This is a genomic window from Blastococcus sp. CCUG 61487, assembly GCF_005222955.1.
Taxonomy (GTDB): domain Bacteria; phylum Actinomycetota; class Actinomycetes; order Mycobacteriales; family Geodermatophilaceae; genus Blastococcus.
The window spans coordinates 1-13,765 of sequence record NZ_LWUA01000135.1 but is presented as its reverse complement, the minus strand read 5'-3'; the positions used below and the strand labels follow the sequence as shown (position 1 = coordinate 13,765).

12 protein-coding genes are annotated in these 13,765 nt (G+C 73.8%); 5 read left to right on the top strand and 7 right to left on the bottom strand.

Annotated elements, in window-relative coordinates; genetic code table 11:
* Nucleotides 1-32 precede the first annotated feature (32 nt).
* Nucleotides 33-1,550: a class I adenylate-forming enzyme family protein gene (locus tag A6V29_RS08515; protein WP_249933117.1), complete on the top strand. Its 1,518-nt coding sequence runs from the start codon at nucleotides 33-35 to the stop codon at nucleotides 1,548-1,550.
* Nucleotides 1,551-1,553: 3 nt separating this feature from the next.
* Here A6V29_RS08515 and A6V29_RS08510 read toward each other — a convergent pair whose 3' ends face one another.
* Both A6V29_RS08510 and A6V29_RS08505 read right to left on the bottom strand, forming a co-directional pair.
* Nucleotides 1,554-1,790 carry a hypothetical protein gene (locus tag A6V29_RS08510; RefSeq protein WP_137159905.1) on the bottom strand — a complete coding sequence of 79 codons (237 nt, stop codon included), beginning with the start codon at nucleotides 1,788-1,790 and terminating at the stop codon, nucleotides 1,554-1,556.
* Between the two features lie 327 nt (nucleotides 1,791-2,117).
* A complete protein-coding gene (locus A6V29_RS08505) occupies nucleotides 2,118-2,537 on the bottom strand; it encodes a DUF1810 domain-containing protein (protein ID WP_137159904.1) in 420 nt (139 codons plus the stop codon).
* 52 nt (nucleotides 2,538-2,589) lie between these two features.
* On the opposite strand from A6V29_RS08505, the gene A6V29_RS08500 reads away from it, so the two are divergent.
* Nucleotides 2,590-3,174, top strand: coding sequence for a TIGR03086 family metal-binding protein (locus A6V29_RS08500; protein WP_137159903.1), 585 nt, complete (start codon nucleotides 2,590-2,592; stop codon nucleotides 3,172-3,174).
* Between the two features lie 58 nt (nucleotides 3,175-3,232).
* On the opposite strand, the gene A6V29_RS08495 is transcribed toward A6V29_RS08500, so the two are convergent.
* On the bottom strand, nucleotides 3,233-3,970 hold the full coding sequence (locus tag A6V29_RS08495; RefSeq protein ID WP_137159902.1) for a DUF6308 family protein: 738 nt from the start codon (nucleotides 3,968-3,970) through the stop codon (nucleotides 3,233-3,235).
* A 114-nt stretch (nucleotides 3,971-4,084) separates the two neighbouring features.
* Here A6V29_RS08495 and A6V29_RS08490 point away from each other — a divergent pair, with 114 nt between their 5' ends.
* The 3 genes from A6V29_RS08490 to A6V29_RS08480 all read left to right on the top strand — a co-directional run bounded on the left by A6V29_RS08490 (nucleotide 4,085) and on the right by A6V29_RS08480 (nucleotide 6,451).
* Nucleotides 4,085-4,615, top strand: a complete 531-nt coding sequence (locus tag A6V29_RS08490; RefSeq protein ID WP_137159901.1) for an NUDIX hydrolase family protein — start codon at nucleotides 4,085-4,087, stop codon at nucleotides 4,613-4,615.
* Between the two features lie 124 nt (nucleotides 4,616-4,739).
* Nucleotides 4,740-6,158: a DUF4407 domain-containing protein gene (locus A6V29_RS08485; RefSeq protein ID WP_137159900.1), complete on the top strand. Its 1,419-nt coding sequence runs from the start codon at nucleotides 4,740-4,742 to the stop codon at nucleotides 6,156-6,158.
* A gap of 59 nt (nucleotides 6,159-6,217) precedes the next feature.
* Complete coding sequence (locus A6V29_RS08480) at nucleotides 6,218-6,451, top strand: hypothetical protein (RefSeq protein ID WP_137159899.1); 234 nt, start codon at nucleotides 6,218-6,220, stop codon at nucleotides 6,449-6,451.
* Between the two features lie 48 nt (nucleotides 6,452-6,499).
* Here A6V29_RS08480 and A6V29_RS08475 read toward each other — a convergent pair whose 3' ends face one another.
* From A6V29_RS08475 to A6V29_RS08460, 4 genes are all read right to left on the bottom strand, one after another.
* A complete protein-coding gene (locus A6V29_RS08475; RefSeq protein ID WP_137159898.1) occupies nucleotides 6,500-7,123 on the bottom strand; it encodes an antibiotic biosynthesis monooxygenase in 624 nt (207 codons plus the stop codon).
* Between the two features lie 97 nt (nucleotides 7,124-7,220).
* Nucleotides 7,221-8,963 carry a putative bifunctional diguanylate cyclase/phosphodiesterase gene (locus A6V29_RS08470; RefSeq protein ID WP_170977772.1) on the bottom strand — a complete coding sequence of 581 codons (1,743 nt, stop codon included), beginning with the start codon at nucleotides 8,961-8,963 and terminating at the stop codon, nucleotides 7,221-7,223.
* A gap of 84 nt (nucleotides 8,964-9,047) precedes the next feature.
* Entirely contained in the window at nucleotides 9,048-10,805 is a 1,758-nt protein-coding gene (locus A6V29_RS08465) for a putative bifunctional diguanylate cyclase/phosphodiesterase (protein WP_137159896.1), read from the bottom strand.
* A gap of 178 nt (nucleotides 10,806-10,983) precedes the next feature.
* Nucleotides 10,984-13,473 carry an adenylate/guanylate cyclase domain-containing protein gene (locus A6V29_RS08460; RefSeq protein WP_137159895.1) on the bottom strand — a complete coding sequence of 830 codons (2,490 nt, stop codon included), beginning with the start codon at nucleotides 13,471-13,473 and terminating at the stop codon, nucleotides 10,984-10,986.
* Nucleotides 13,474-13,765 lie beyond the last annotated feature (292 nt).

Genomic DNA, 13,765 nt, shown 5'->3' with positions numbered 1-13,765 from the left:
CACCGCCGAGGGCGCCGGGAATGGGGAGCAGCGTGACACCGGTCGAGGAGAGCCCGTTCGACACCACCGGCATCGAGGTGGGCGCGGACGGGATCCGGCGCTACACCGGGCTGCCACGCACCGTGGTCGACATGCTGCGCAGCACTGTCGAGCGGCACCCGGACCGGACCGCGATCGTCGAGCTCGGCGGCCCGTCGGTGACCTACGCAGAGCTGTGGGACCGCGCACTGCGGGTCGCCGGTGGCCTGCGCGACGCGGGGGTACGGCCGGGTGACCGGGTCGCGATCCGGCTGGGCAACGGCCTGGACTGGGCGCTCGCCTTCTGGGGCGGGCACCTCGCCGGCGCCGTCGTCCTCCCGATGAACATCCGGCTCGCCGAGCCCGAGGTGGAGTACATCCTCGGCGACGCCGACGCCGCCTACGTCGTCCTGCCCGGGGCGCCGCTGCCCGACGGCGAGCCGGGGGAGGTGCCGATCCGCGAGCACGGGGACGTCGCCGCGCTCTTCTACACGTCCGGCACTACCGGCCGGCCCAAGGGCGCGATGGTCACCCACGAGAACTTCCTGTCCTCGGTGGAGAGCGTCATCCGGTGCCGGAAGCTCGAGCGCGGACCCGACCACGTCGGGCTCATCTCGGTGCCACTCTTCCACGTCACCGGCTGCTGCTCGCAGTTCATGAGCCAGATGTCGCTGGGCGGGACGTCGGTGGTCATGCCGCAGTTCGAGCCCGCGGCGTTCCTCGCCGCGATCGAGCAGTACCGCGTCACGCTGGTGACCGCCGTCCCGACGATCTACGAGCTCACCCTGCGGCACCCGGCCTTCGCCACCACCGACGTCTCGTCGGTCCGCACGGCCAGCTACGGCGGCGCGCCGATCGCCCCCGAGCTGGTGCACCGGCTGCTCGAGGCGTTCCCCGCCGCGCGGCTCGGCAACGGGTTCGGGCTGTCGGAGACGTCGGCGCTGGCCACGTTCCTGCCGCACGAGTACACCCTCGAGCACGCCGACGCGGTCGGCTTCCCGACGCCGGTGAACGAGGTGCGGCTGGAGAACACCGATCCGGAGACGGGCGTCGGTGAGCTGCTCGTCCGCGGGCCCAACGTGGTGGCCGGCTACTGGGGCGACCCGGCGCGGACGGCGGAGACCTTCGTCGACGGCTGGCTGCACACCGGCGACCTCGCCACGATCACCGACGGCATGGTGCGGATCGTCGACCGGGCCAAGGACATGATCAACCGCGGCGGCGAGAACGTGTACTCCGTCGAGGTGGAGTACGTGCTCACCGAGCACCCCGACGTCGTCGAGGTGGCGGTGGTCGGCGTGCCCGACCCGGTGATGGGGGAGAAGGTGGGGGCCGTCGTCCTGCCCCGGGACGGTGCCGGTGACGACCTCGTGCCCTCGCTGATCGCCTTCGCCCGTGAGCGGCTGGCCGACTACAAGGTGCCGCAGTTCATCCGCGTGCTCGACCAGCCGCTGCCGCGCAACGCCGGTGGCAAGGTGCTGAAGACGGCGCTGCGCGGCACGGAGGGCTGGGTCGAGGTGCCCCGCCGCTGATCCTCAGTAGGACGGCGGCATCCGGCGCGGCGTCCGCAGCCGGACCGGGCCCAGCGCCTTGCCCGCCTCGTCGAGGGCGGTGACGTCAGGGACCGGCCCGGTCCAGACGACGACGGCGACGCCGTGAGCGGCGAACGAGACCTGCCGCTGTCCGACCTGCAGGACGGCGACCTCCCGGGCCAGCCGCAGCTCCGCGTAGGAGATCCACCCGTCCCGGCGCCCGAACCAGCCGCTGCGCATGCGGGCGGTTCCGCCACCGCCGGGGCTGACCGCTGGGCCGCCGAGGTCGGCGAGCGACGGGCGTGGGCCGGTGACCGGGCCCGCCGGGCCACCGCCGCCCCCGCGCAGCCGCCAGCCGCCGTCGGCGAGCTCCAGCGTGTGCGCGTCGACCAGCGGCAGCCGCTGACGCCCCGGCGCAGGAACAGGGTGACGGCGACGTCGCCGTCCCGGTCGACGGCGAGCGGCAGGTGCCGGGTGCGACGGCTCAGCCGGACCACGGCCGGCAGCTCGGCGCCCTCGAGCAGCCGCACGCTCTCGGCCAGGGCGTCATAGCTCACGCACCGGACGTTAGAGGCGGCTCGTGGTGGCGTCGTCCTCGTTTCCGGCGAAGTAGTGGTCGAGCACCTGGCGGAAGATCGGCTCCTCGGGTGCGGCGTGCGCGAAGAGGGTCATCGACGAGCGCAGCTTCTGCGCATCGACCGGGCCGAGGACGCGCTCGGGGTCGTCGACGTCGAGGTCGGTGAGCGCGCGGGCGCACTCGACCAGCCGGGGCCCGAGCAGCGGGTGCGCGAGGTAGGCGCGGGCCTCGTCCAGGTCGCGGACGGCGAACCGCTGGGCCATCCCGCTGCGGCCGAGCCCGGTGATCTGCGGGAAGACGAACCACATCCAGTGGGTGCGCTTCTCCCCGGCGCGCAGCTCGGCCAGCGCCTGGTCGTAGGTGCCGCGCTGGGCGTCGACGAACCGCTGCAGGTCGAAGGGGTCGCTCACGCGCTCAGCCTGCCTGCGATGAGTTCGCGCCGCCGGTCGGGTCGAGACCCCCATGGAGACGACGACGCTCGACCTCGCCCCGACCGCCGCGGAGGTGACCCGCGTGCTGACCGGTGCGCGCGACGACCAGCTGTCCGGCCCCACGCCCTGCACCGATCTCTCCGTCGCGGCCGTGCTGCACCACCTTCTCACCCTGTCCGTCGCCTTCGGCGGCGCGGCGCGGAAGGAGCCGCAGGGTCCCGGCCCGCAGCCCGACGCGGAGTCCCTTCCGCCGGACTGGCGCGAGCAACTGCCCCGGCAGCTCGACGCGCTGGCGAGAGCCTGGCGCGACCCGGGCGCCTGGAAGGGTGAGGCCGTGATCGCCGGGATGACCCTGCCGGCCGCCACCGTCGGTGTGATCGCGCTCAACGAGGTGCTGGTGCACGGGTGGGACGTCGCCGCCGCCACGGGGCAGGAATACCGGCCCGACGGCGCCGCCGTGCGGGCCTGCCTCGACTTCGGCCGGGAGATCGCCGCGAACGCGCCCGAGATGCGCGACGCGATGTACGCGCCGGCCGTGCCTGTGCCGGAAGATGCCCCGCTGCTCGACGTGCTGATCGGTCAGGCCGGGCGCGACCCGGCCTGGCGCGGACGGTGACGGCTCGGGTCACCGCCGGCACGTCGTCCGGCCGGCGCGGGTAGGACGATCCGTCGCCCTACCGGCGCGCGGGCTCGACCACCCGCCCGAGATCAACCGCGTGGGCGAGCCGGAGCGTGGCCGACAACCACAGCAGGACGTCGTGCAGCCGGAGCCGGGTGAGCTCGAGCCCTTCGGCTCGGACGGCGTCCTCGAGCTCGGCGAAGCCAGGACCGCACAGCTCGCGGTGGACGACGGCGGCGACCCCGCTGTCGCCCTCCCGGACGTGGGGGAGCAGCTGCCAGCGGGTGGTCCGGTGCAGCACCGGGAACAGGTCCGGACGGCGGTGGTGCAGCGCGGCCGCCACGTGCGGTGAGCTCGCTCCCCGGGCGTCGCACAACTCGTCGACCTCGCGGAGCAGCGCGCCGACGGTGCCCGGCTCGGCGAGCACGGAGAACTCGTCCTCCGGCAGCTCCCAGAACGCCCGCCCGGCGGCCCGGGCGACGACGGCGTCGGCGAGCGGCTCGACCTCGGGGAGGACGGCGGCCATCGCCGTCCACGCCTCGGGGTCGAGCCGGCCGTGCAGCCCCTCCGCGGTGAGGATGTCGTCCTGCCCGAGCGGTCCGGTGGCGCGGGGGCGGGCGTCGAAGCGCTCGAAGCCGAAGGCCGGCACCTCGACCCAGCGGCCGGTGCGGGCGTTCGGCGCGCGGTGGTGCAGCGGGCGGCGGCCGTGCGCGTAGCCGAGGACGGCGGCGAGTGCGACGTCTCCGGGTATGGGCTCGGGCCCGGCGCTGGACAGCTGCAGCGGTGCGGTCACGACGTCCCCTCGCGGTCGGCGGCACCATCTTCCCCGCAGGTGCGGACATGGCGACAGGTCGACATGCCGACCCCGCAGCACCGCGCCGCCCCCGCCAGCGGATAGACAGGGCACATGACTGAGGTGACGAACTCCGACGCGGGCTGGCTGTCGCGGGAAGACATCGAGGCCGCCCGGGAGCGGCTGCCCATCCTCTACGTCGACGCCGTGCCGGTGCGGGTGGACGGCCAGGGAACCGTCACCGCGGTCGGCCTGCTGCTGCGCCTGGGCGAGGACGGCCAGGTCAAGCGCGCCCTGGTGTCGGGCCGGGTGCTGTACCACGAGCGGGTCCGCTCGGCGCTGCTCCGCCACCTGGAGAAGGACCTCGGCCCGCTGGCGCTGCCGCGGGTGCCGCTGGCGCCGCAGCCGTTCACGATCGCCGAGTACTTCCCGACGCCGGGGGTGACGCCGTTCCACGATCCGCGGCAGCACGCGGTGTCGCTGGCCTACGTGGTGCCGGTCGAGGGCGACTGCGCGCCGCAGCAGGACGCGCTGGAGCTCACCTGGTTCAGCCCGGACGAGGCGCGTGACCCCGGAGTGCTCGCCGAGCTCGCGAACGGGCAGAGCCGCCTGCTGCTGCAGGCCCTGGCGCACGTGGGCGTCTGACCGCCTGCGACGAGACTCACGCGTCCCATCCGCTCCTGCGCCGTCCGATCGGTGGCGGGGACCGCCGATAACGAACCGGTAAGGCGACCGGCTCTCAGCCGTCGCTGGAGGGGGAAGCGGCCGGATGGCACGACGGAGACGGTTGGGCGACGGGCTGGCGGTGCTCGCCGGCGCCCGCCCGGACCTGCTGGAGGCGGCACCGGGCGCCCGCGCGAAGTTCGTCGCGCTGGGCGGGGTGCTGCTCTCGACCGGTGGTCTGGCGGTGCTGTCCGCGGCGTTCGCCGTCTCCATGGCGCTGGGTGTGTGGTGGCCGTTCGCGCTGCTCGTCGGCCTCGGCTGGGGCCTGGTCATCGTCAACCTCGACCGGATGCTGCTGGTCGGCATGGCGCACGACGGGTCGGTCAAGCGGAACCTGCTGATGGCGGTGCCCCGCGTCGGGCTCGCGCTGGTGCTGGGCATCGTGATCTCCACGCCGCTGACGCTGCAGATCTTCCACAAGGAGATCGACACCGAGATCGTCGCGCTGCAGGCCGAGGCGTCGGACGCGTACAAGCAGAGCCTCGACGCCGATGCGCGCTTCGCCGGCCTGCCGGAGCTGCGCGCGAAGGTCGCCGAGGGCCAGGCCGTCGTCGCCAGCGGAGGGACGGCGGCCGCCGACCTCACCCCGCTGCAGCAGCGGGTGAGCACCGCGCAGGCGGCCTACGATGCCGCGCTGGTCACCCAGCGGGAGCTGTCGGCGAAGGCGCAGTGCGAGCTGGACGGCACCTGCGGCACCGGGGACGCCGGCAGGGGAGAGGCGTACCTGCAGGCGCGGGCCGCCGCCGATGCGCAGGCCGACGTCGTGGCCGCGGCGAAGACCGACCTGGACGCCGCTGTCGCCGCCGTCTCGGCCGGGGCGACGCGCAGCATGCAGCAGGCCGCCACCGACCTGGAGACCGATCGCGCCGAGCTCGCCCGGCTCACCGAGCAGCAGACCGAGCTGCAGGCCGCCTTCGACGAGACCAACTCCGACAACACCGGCATCCTCATCCGGCTCAAGGCACTCTCCTCGCTGAGCGACTCCGACGCCACCATGGCCATGGCGCACTACATGCTGGCCCTGCTGTTCATCTGCGTGGAGCTGCTGCCGGTGCTCATGAAGATGCTGCTCAACTTCGGCCCGCGCAGCACCTACGACCGGCTCACCGACTTGCGGGACGACGGCGACCTCGAGATCGAGCAGCTGCAGCAGTCGGCGCGGGTGGAGGTCGAGCAGGCGCAGCAGGAGCTGCTGGTGATGGCGGAGAAGGAGCGGGTCGACCGGCAGAAGGAGCAGGTGCTCAACCGGCGCCGGGCGCGGCTGGCCGCTGCCGTGGCGCAGCGGGCCGAGGTGGCGCAGCGGGCCGAGGTGCCGCCGGAGCTGGTCGCCGAGGCGGCCGTCGAGAGCTCGGGCCGCAAGCCCTGGGACACCGGGCCGATCCTCGACCTGGCGCGCAGCGCCGCGTCACGGACGGTGCGGACGATCCGCCGCCGCCCGGAGGAGCGGGTCGCCGAGCGGGTCTGATGACCGACCGCGTGCGAACGACTACCGGAACGGGGCTCTGACCTCTAGGTTCGCCGGGCATGGAGGTCGAGCCGGTCGCCCACAGGTTCCCGTCCATCCCTCGGCAGCAGAACGGCGTCACCGCCGAGCTGGCCGACGCCCGCGCGCGGCTGCGCCAGGCCGCTCCGCCCGACCGCTGGGACGACGTCCTCGCCGAGGTGCGCCGGCTGCAGGCGACCGAGGGACTCTCCCCGCTGGACGCCCTGAAGGCCGTGTACGCCCGGCTCGCCTCGGGCTGGATCCCGGGAGGCTGACGGACGGCCCCGCCGGCCCGGACGGGTCGACGGGGCAGGCCGGCGGTGTCAGACGAGCTCCGGCACCCGCAGGCTGTGGAGGACGACCTCGAACTCCGCCTCCTCGGTGACCCGCACCGGGAACTGCGCCATGAACTCGTCACGCATCCTCGAGATCGTGTCGAAGCTCGCGTCCATCGCGGCGCGGTCGGCCCAGACCGAGGTGAGCGAGCCGTAGCCGCTCTGCCGGTCGATGAACAGGCTGAGGCTGCAGAACCCGGCGATGTCGTCCATCCGAGGGACCACCCCGGCGCGGAACGCGTCCAGGATCCCGTCGATCGCGGGCGGGTCGGTGCGGCTCCACATCACGCGGGCGCAGGACTCGTCGGTGGCCGAGTGCAACCGGTGCAGGACGGCGATCTCCCACTCCTGCACCTGGGTGTCCCGGCTGCCGAACCGGTCCGCGGCCTGCTGCCGCATCGCCGTCACCCTGTCGCGGCTGGCGGACATCGCCTCCTCGGTCTCCCACCCGGTCGTGACCAGGCAGCGGCCGGACTCGCGGTCGCAGAGCATCGACAGGCCGGTGTAGCCCTCCATGTCCCCGACGGCGGGCATGACATTGTCGCGGACGTCGGCGATGCCGTCGTCCAGGCGCGACGGGTCGGCCGTGATGGTGGTGGTTCGGGCGTACATGACGCTCCCCCTCCGGGACTGGCGCGGCGCCCCTGCGGCGTCGCCGCACCGGTCATGGTTCTCCGGTCCGGGCCGCTGTCAACGGGGTGCGGCGCGGTCAGGCGGGGAGCACCGACGTGCCCGCGGCGCGGCGGTCGAGGAGGTCGACGAGGTCGTGCAGCGGCACCGGGCGGCCGTACAGCCAGCCCTGGCCGAAGCGGCAGCCGACCGCGCGGAGCTGGGCGTCCTGCGCTTGCGTCTCGACCCCCTCGGCGACGACGTCCAGACCGAGCACGTGCGCCATCCCGACGAGGCTGCGCAGCACCGTGGCCCGGCGCGGTGAGGTGGTGATCGTGGCGGTGAACGACGAGTCGAGCTTGAGGACGTCGACCGGCAGGGTGTCCAGCCGGCTCAACGAGGAGTAACCGGTGCCGAAGTCGTCGATGGCGACGACGAAGCCGAGCTGGCGCAGCTCGTGCAGCGTGGCGACGGCGGACGACGATTCCGCCTCCACCACGCTCTCGGTCACCTCGAGGACGGTCTCGGTGGCCGGCCACCCCGTCTCGGCGAGCACCCGGCGGACCCGGTCGGTGTAGGTGGGGTCGCACAGCTCGCGGCCGGAGACGTTGACGCCCAGGCGCAGCCGCCGTCCCGTGCGGGCGTTCAGGTCGGCCAGCTGGGTGCAGGCGCTCCGGAGGACGTGCTCGCCGAGGCGGGGCATCAGGTCGCTCTGCTCGGCGACGGCGACGAACTCCGCCGGTGACACCGGTCCCCGCTCGGGGTGGGTCCAGCGGGCGAGCGCCTCGACGCCGGTCACCCGGTCGGTGCGCAGGTCGATGATCGGCTGGAAGTGCGCCGTCACCGCGCCGGTGTCCAGCGCCTCGGCGAGGTCGGCGGCCAGACGGGGGCCGAAACCACCGGCCAGCTCGCAGCGGGCACGGCCACCGGTCTTCGCCGTGTAGAGCGCGAGGTCGGCGCGGCGCATCAGCTGGGCCGCCGTCTCGCCGGGCTGGTACTCGGCCACGCCACCGGACACGCCGATGTCGGGCAGCAGGCCGCGCAGCCGGTCGACGACATCCAGGGCGGCCTCGCCGGCGTGCCCGGGGAGCAGCAGGGCGAACTCGTCGCCCCCGTGCCGGGCGAGCAGGGCACCGTGCGGCAGGACGTCCCGCCAGGTGTCGGCGACCTGCCGCAGCATCCGGTCGCCGGCGTCGTGCCCCTGGGAGTCGTTCACCGACTTGAAGTGGTCGAGGTCGAGCAGGGCGGTGGAGAGGGGCGAGTCCGCGCGGACGCCGGCCCGCATGATCGCCTGCACCGCCTGGTCGAAGGCCCGCCGGTTGGCGAGTTCCGTGAGCGGGTCACGGCTGGCGTCGGAGGCGCGCATCACCAGGCTGCGGGTCACCACGGCCAGGCCGACGAGCGAGGCCGACAGCGCGACCGCCGTCGTCAGCGCGACGTCGCCGCGCACCATGAGGGCGGTGCTCACCGCCGTCAGCGCCATCGCGACGTGCGCGACGAGCCCGGCGAGGTTGAAGAAGTAGCAGGAGTGGATCAGCACCGAGCTGATCAGGGTGCCGATCACGACCGCCGTCGTGGGGTCCGGGCTCACCAGGACGCCGGTGACGACGACCGCCGTCGCGACGACCACCGAGGCGTGCAGCGCGGGCCGGGGGAAGGACGTGCCCCACCGGAGGGAGGACAGTCCGGCGGCGAACGCGCACATCGCGAGCGCGATCATCGCGACGCGGGTCGAGCCTCGCGCCTCGGAGCCGACCATGGCGAGCAGCCCGGTGATGCCGCCGAGGGCGTACAGGACCATCGAGGTCTGCGTCATCACGCGTGGTGACGCGACCTCAGGCACCCCCGTCCACCTCATGGGTACGGCATCGGCCGGAATGCGCCGGAGCTGGAGCGGCGTCCCTCCTTCGGGGGAGGACGAGGTGGTTCAGCCGCGCAGGGCGGGCACCCGGTCGGCCCAGCGCTGCACCAGCTCGACGACGTCGGGCAGCGGAGCGGGGCGGCCGTAGAGCCAGCCCTGCGCGAAGCTGCAGCCGAGCTCGCGGAGCTTGGCGTCCTGGTCCGCGGTCTCGACGCCCTCGGCGACGACGTCGAAGCCGAGGACGTGGGCCATGCCGACGATGCTGCGCAGCATCGTGGCGCGGCGGGCCGAGGTGGTGATCGTCGCGATGAACGAGGAGTCGAGCTTGAGGATGTGCACCGGCAGGGTGTCCAGCCGGCTCAGCGACGAGTAGCCGGTGCCGAAGTCGTCGATCGCGACCTTGAATCCCATCGCCCGCAGCTCGTGCAGGGCGGCGACCGCGGCCGAGGACTCGGCGTCGACCAGGCTCTCGGTCACCTCGATGACGGTCTCCCCGGCCGACCAGCCAGTTTCTTCCAGGACCGCACGGATGCGCCCGGGGTAGGTGGGGTCGCTCAGCTCGCGGCCGGAGACGTTGACGCCGAGCCGCAACCGCTGACCGGTCTCGCGGTACAGCGTGGCCAGCTGGCCGCAGGCGGTGCGGAAGACGTGCTCGCCGAGGCGGGGCATCAGGTCGTGCTGCTCGGCGACGGCGATGAACTCGTCGGGCGGAACCGGCCCGCGCTCGGGGTGGGTCCAGCGGGCGAGCGCCTCGACGCCGAAGATCTCGTCCTCGCGCATGCTGAGGATCGGCTGGAAGTGCACCGTCACGTCGCCGGCGTCGAGGGCGTGCGCGAGGTCGGCGGCCAGCCCGGAGGCGGGGCCGCCGTCGAGCTCGGAGCGTCCCCGGCCGGTGGCCTTGGCGGTGTAGAGGGCGAGGTCGGCGCGCCGCATGAGCTGGGCTGCGCTGTCGCCGGTGCGGTGCTCGGCGACACCGCAGGACATCCGGATGTGCGGGTGCATCCGGCTGATCCGGCGGACCAGGTCGAGGGCGTCGGTGCCGGAGGTGGCGGGCAGCAGGAGCCCGAACTCGTCGCCGCCGTGCCGGGCGAGGACCGCCGACGCGGGCAGAGCGCGGCGCCAGACCTTCGCGACCTGGCGCAGCACGCGGTCGCCGGCCTCGTGGCCGTGCGAGTCGTTGGTGGCCTTGAAGTGGTCGAGGTCGAGCAGCGCGGCCGACAGGGGTTCGCCGGATCGGGCGGCGGCGCGCAGCTGGGCCTGCAGGGCGTGGTCGAAGCCCCGGCGGTTGGCCAGCCCGGTGAGCGGGTCGCGGTGGGCGCTGGAGGCGCGGATGACCAGCCCGCGGGTGACCACGCTCAGCGCGATGATCATCGCGTCGAGGCTGAGCGCCGTCGTCAGGGCGACGTCGCCCTGCACCAGCGAGCCGAGGGTGAGCGCGCTCAGCGCCACGGTCAGGTGGAGCAGGGCCAGGGGCAGGCTGAAGAAGAAGCACGCGGTGATGGCGATGAAGCTGATCAGCGCGCCGACGGCCACGGCGGTGGCGGCGTCGGGGGACATGACGACGCCGGCGATGACGACAGCGGTCGCCTGCAGCACTGCCACGTGGAAGGCGAGCCGCGGCCAGTTCTGCGCCCACCGCGCGGCGATGCCCGCGGCGACCAGCGCGGAGGTGGCCAGAGCCAGCAGCGGCGTGCGCTCGGACCAGGTGGCGTCGGCACCGAGGACGGCGAGGATGCTGGCAGTTCCCCCGAAGGCGTACAGGGTCGCCAGGGCCTGCGCCATCACGCGAGGTGTGGCCACCTCGGGCACGCCGGACCACTTCATGGGAACGGCATCGTCACTTTTCTGGTCCGAGTGACCCGAGGTCGCCGGTTGTCACCCCACCGGGGGAGGAGCCCCGGTCGCCGTGACTGCGCAGGTCAGACGGTCTCGGGTACCCGCAGGTGGGCCAGCAGGACCTCGAACTCGCCGATGTCGGTGATCTCCCGGCCGGCCCGGCGCATCATCTCCTCGCGAGCGTCTGGACCGCACCGAGGATCACCGCTCCCTGGCGCGGGAAGCCGGCCGCGGTCGCCGTGCCGGCGCCGGTGAGGAGCACGGCGAGGGTGCCGGTCGCGTCGTCGTCGGCGAGGGCGACGCTCACCGCGGCGGCTGCGGCCTGCACCGCCTCTTGGTGCCGGCCGAGACTGAGCAACACCTTGGCGCGCACCCACCGAGCGGAGCCGACCGCCCAGCTGTGCCCGACCTCGGTGGCGATCTGCTCCGCCTCGTCGAGGTGGGCGATCGCGGCGTCGGCGTCCCCGGCGAACCGGGCGAACTGGCCGCGGGTCATCGCGATCTCCGCGCGCACCCAGGCGACGCCGCTGCTCTCGGCCGCGGCGATGGCGCGGGCGGCGTCGAGCTCGAAGTCGGTGACCGCGTCGGCCTCGCCGAGGAGGGCGCGGACAAACGCGCGGAGTACGAGCGCGAGGGCGAGGGTGTCGCCGGCCTCGTCCGGGGCGGTGTGGACGACCTGCTCGACCCGGTCGCGGATGGTGACGACGTCGCCGGCCAGGTAGGCGAGCAGCGCCTCACCGAGCAGCGCGCGGGCTCTCAGCGCCGGCGGTGCGTCGGGTGCGGCGGCGAGCGCGTCGGCGAGCCAGCGGCGGCCCTCCTGCACCTGGCCGCGGCGGTACCACCACCAGTTGATGGCGGCGGCGATGCGCAGCGCCGGCTCGCCCTGACCGGTGGCGAGGGCGTGCGCGAACGCGGTGCGGATGTTGGATCGCTCGTCGTCCAGACGTCGCCAGCTGCGGGCACCGTCGGCGGTGCGCAGGGAGGGCTCGAGGCGCTCGGTGAGGGCGACGAGGTAGGTGACGTGCCGGTCTTTCAGCCGGCGCCGGGCGTCGTCGTCGATGCGGGTGTCGGCGTACTGGCGCAGGGTCTCGAGCATGCGGTAGCGGCCGGCGCCGCGGCGGAGCTGGATGAGCGACTGGTCGGCCACCGCGCGCAGCGGTCGGAGGGTGCCGCCGCCGATCTCGGGGCCGGCGACGGCCTCGACGGCGTCGGCGGTGAACCCGCCGGAGAAGACCGAGGCGGCGGTGAAGACGGCGAGCTCGGCGGGGGTGAGCCGGTCGACGCTCCAGCCGATGGTGGCGGCGAGGGTCCGTTGCCGCTCGGGGACGCCGCGGAGGTCTTGGGTGAGGAGCGAGAAGCGGTCGCCGAGGCCGTCGACCAGCTCGGGGAGGGGGAGCGTGGTGAGCGTGGCGGCGGCCAGTTCGAGGGCGAGCGGGAGTCCGTCGAGCTCGGTGCACAGCCGGCGGACCAGTTCCAGGTCTGTCTCCGAAGGGGTGGCCAGTTCGGGGACGGCGAGGCTCGCGCGGTCGAGGAACAAGCGGACGGCATCGCTGCTGGCGCCGTCGACGGTGAGGGGCTCGCAGGGAACGACCGCCTCACCGGGGACGCCGAGGGGCTGGCGGGTGGTGGCGAGGACGGTGAGCTCGGGGGAGCGGGCGAGCAGGGTGGTGACGAGCTCGGCCGCGGCGTCGAGCAGGTGCTCGCAGTTGTCGAGCAGCATCAGCAGGTGGCGCTCGCGGACGGCGTCGGCGAGGGCGGTGAGCGGGTTGCCGACGGAGAGGCCGACGCCGAGGGCGGTCGCCACCTGGTTGGGGACGAGGGCGGGGTCGTCGGTGCCGGCGAGCTCGACGAGGACGACGGGTGTGCCGCGTTCCTCTTCTCGTCGGGCGGCTTCGAGGGCCAGGCGGGTCTTGCCGCTGCCGCCGGGGCCGACGACGGTGACCAGCCGCTGGGCGGCGATCTGCGCGCCGAGCTGGATCAGTTCACGTTCGCGGCCGACGAAGCTCGTGAGGGGCACGGGCAGGCGGACGACGACGTCGCCGAGGCCGCGTGGGGCGGGGAAGTCTGAGCGCAGGTCGGGGTGGCTGAGCTGGGACAGGTGCTCGGGGGCGGGGAACCCGCGGAGCCGGAAGGAACCGAGGTCTGTGAGCGCGGCGTTCGCGGGAAGCCGGTGGCGGACGGCGGCGGCGGTGGCCTCGGAGAGGAGGACCTGGCCGCCGTGCGCGCCCGCGCAGATGCGGGCGACCTGGTGGACGGCGAGGGAGACGTAGCCGGCGCCGACGGGGGTGGCCTCGCCGGTGTGCACTCCGACGCGGGCGAGGACCTCGATGCCGGGGAAGGTGGCCGGGTCCTCGAGGGTCTGCTGGGTCTCGATGCAGGCGGCGATGGCGTCGGCGGCGTCGGAGAAGGCGGCGAGCAGGCCGTCGCCGTCCTCGTCGACGACGACGCCGCGGTGGGTGCGGCATATGCGTTGGAGAAGGGCGCGGTACTGCTCGAGGAGGGGGACGTAGTCGTCGCCAAGGCGGTGGAACAGCCCGGTCGAGCCCTCGATGTCGGCCATGACGAAGGTGACGACGCCGGAGGGAAGGACGACGTTCGGCTCGTCCGGAATCCGTGGGCGTGGGGGTCGTGCGGAGCCGTCCCCCGGACCTGCCATGGTCCGGCACCGTACGCCCGGTTCGCGTCGTGCGGGAGGTCTGCCGCGTGCGGTGCCGGCCCTCGTTCGTGTCGCTTCCCCGTGGCGTACCGACTGAGATTCGCGCTGTCGTGTGAGTCTTCGCAAGTGCGGATCGGGACGTGGAACATGGCCGGTTGGCTCATTCCGGGATGGCAGGACCTCCTGATGGGAGCCGACTGCGACGTGTGGCTGCTGACGGAAGTCAACAAGGCAGTCGAACTACCGGGGTACGCCATGCATCGCGGCCAGGAGGGTGAGTCCCCTGGAGTGG

What these genes read in the sequence shown, in the direction of transcription:
- A6V29_RS08510 (WP_137159905.1), bottom strand. Translation starts at nt 1,790, where the DNA reads ATGCGCAGCGGCTGGTTCGGGCGCCGGGACGGGTGGATCTCCTACGCG.
- A6V29_RS08500 (WP_137159903.1), top strand. Translation starts at nt 2,590, where the DNA reads ATGGAGACGACGACGCTCGACCTCGCCCCGACCGCCGCGGAGGTGACC.
- A6V29_RS08490 (WP_137159901.1), top strand. Translation starts at nt 4,085, where the DNA reads ATGACTGAGGTGACGAACTCCGACGCGGGCTGGCTGTCGCGGGAAGAC.
- A6V29_RS08485 (WP_137159900.1), top strand. Translation starts at nt 4,740, where the DNA reads ATGGCACGACGGAGACGGTTGGGCGACGGGCTGGCGGTGCTCGCCGGC.
- A6V29_RS08480 (WP_137159899.1), top strand. Translation starts at nt 6,218, where the DNA reads ATGGAGGTCGAGCCGGTCGCCCACAGGTTCCCGTCCATCCCTCGGCAG.
- A6V29_RS08475 (WP_137159898.1), bottom strand. Translation starts at nt 7,123, where the DNA reads ATGTACGCCCGAACCACCACCATCACGGCCGACCCGTCGCGCCTGGAC.
- A6V29_RS08465 (WP_137159896.1), bottom strand. Translation starts at nt 10,805, where the DNA reads ATGAAGTGGTCCGGCGTGCCCGAGGTGGCCACACCTCGCGTGATGGCG.
- A6V29_RS08460 (WP_137159895.1), bottom strand. Translation starts at nt 13,473, where the DNA reads ATGGCAGGTCCGGGGGACGGCTCCGCACGACCCCCACGCCCACGGATT.